Source organism: Kitasatospora sp. NPDC057015 (assembly GCF_042673745.1).
Lineage (GTDB): Bacteria > Actinomycetota > Actinomycetes > Streptomycetales > Streptomycetaceae > Kitasatospora.
The window spans coordinates 1-1,426 of record NZ_JBHUSG010000146.1 but is presented as its reverse complement, the minus strand read 5'-3'; the positions used below and the strand labels follow the sequence as shown (position 1 = coordinate 1,426).

General features: G+C 74.3%; 4 protein-coding genes. All 4 read right to left on the bottom strand.

All coding sequences use genetic code 11. The features are described 5' to 3' along the window. Positions 1–94: 94 nt before the first annotated feature. Positions 95–385 (bottom strand): hypothetical protein, encoded by a 291-nt coding sequence (locus tag ACFTWP_RS41735; RefSeq protein WP_378808216.1) that lies wholly within the window; start codon positions 383–385, stop codon positions 95–97. Next, positions 378–806, bottom strand: coding sequence for a hypothetical protein (locus ACFTWP_RS41730; protein WP_200367533.1), 429 nt, complete (start codon positions 804–806; stop codon positions 378–380). Before ACFTWP_RS41730 ends, ACFTWP_RS41735 begins: the two co-directional genes overlap by 8 nt. Next, on the bottom strand, positions 806–1,159 hold the full coding sequence (locus tag ACFTWP_RS41725; RefSeq protein ID WP_380270396.1) for a holin: 354 nt from the start codon (positions 1,157–1,159) through the stop codon (positions 806–808). The genes ACFTWP_RS41730 and ACFTWP_RS41725 overlap by 1 nt, the downstream gene beginning before the upstream one ends. Positions 1,160–1,228: 69 nt before the next feature. Further along, on the bottom strand, positions 1,229–1,426 hold a 198-nt coding region (locus ACFTWP_RS41720; RefSeq protein WP_380270395.1), incomplete at its 5' end, for a hypothetical protein.

Here is a 1,426-nt window from a genome sequence, read left to right as displayed (position 1 = left end):
GAGTCGGACTCGGGCGGTCCGGGCGGCGGTGGGTCGGCGGGGCGCTCCGTGCCGGTGTCCGGCACGGGTTCGTCGGGCGGCGGGGTGGACATGGCTACCTCCAGGGGCTCAGGTCGAGGTCGTCGGGCGGGTCAGGCGGCGGGGGTGCGGACTCGGGCGGTACCTGCCGGGCCCACCGCAGGAGGTCGAGGACGTAGCTGGTGAGGAGCCGCCGCTGCGTGCGCTCGGTGCGGAGGTCGTCGTCCAGGCGCCGCGTGATCGCCTCGAACGTCGGGACCTTTTCCGACTCGCGTGCCGCGGCCCGGGATTGGCGCGCGGTGTAGGCGGTGCCGGCCAGCGCGATGACGGCGATGATGATGGCGCCCCATCCGGTGGAGTCACTCACGGGCCACCTCCGGCACCCGGGCCGGCTCCGGCCAACCGGCAACGATCAGCAACTTGCCGGCCGCTCCGGCCCATGTGGCGGCGCCGGTCCACGCCCGCGGGTACTCGCCCAGCAGCCAGGCCGCGGCGTAGGCGGTGGCCCACAGCAGCGGCGGGAGCATCGCGGCGGCGTACCCGGCGGTCTGTTTCAGCGGGCAGCGGGACCAGGCGGTGACGATGGCGACGGCCCCGCAGGCGATCCACAGGCCGCCCCACCAGGACAGCGGCGCCGCCTCGCTCAGGACGACCGCGGCGCGTACCGTTCCCACGCGCGGGTCCTGGATGACGCCGACGCCGTACAGCAGCCAGCCCACGCCCGCCACCAGCAGGTAGGCGCCGCGGCGGCCGAGCCGAGCTGCGGCCCGGCAGGCCACCGCGCGCATCACACGTCCCGTGGCAGGTCCCGGCGCGCGGTGCCCGTCGCCTCGTCCCGCGCCCGCCCGATCGCCTCGGTCAACTCGTCGTGCAGCGCCGTCTTGTCCAGTCGCAGCCGAACGTTCACCGGGGCCTGTAGATCGGGCGTCTCCGTCAGCCACGGACCGGCCGGGCCGACGCCGGCGCTGGCTATCGCGGTGAGCACGGCGAGCAGGGCGGCAGATCCGGCGAGGGCGAGGCCGGGGCCCCAGTCCACGTCGGTGAGTCCGGTGGAGTCGAGCGCCAGCACGGCGATGAGGGTCTGCGCGGCGGTGCGGAGGGCGCGCTCGATCGTCGCGCGCCAGAATGCGGGTGTGGTCATGGTGGTGGTCCGATCTCGTGTTGGTGCAGGTCAGAGGGCTGGGCCTGCGTTACACAGGTCCAGGTGGGGTCAGGCGGGCCAGTAGCTGGCCTCGAAGTCGGCGAGGTCGCAGACCACTTCGACGCCGTCGTCGCGGCGGAAATGCAGGACCTCGGCCCGGAGCCGGCGGTCTTTCGGCAGTCGCCCGGTCCACTGGTAGGTGAAGTGGCCGCTGCCGCCGACGTGTGCCGGGGAGTTGATGGGCGTGGTGGCGACACGCTCCCAGCC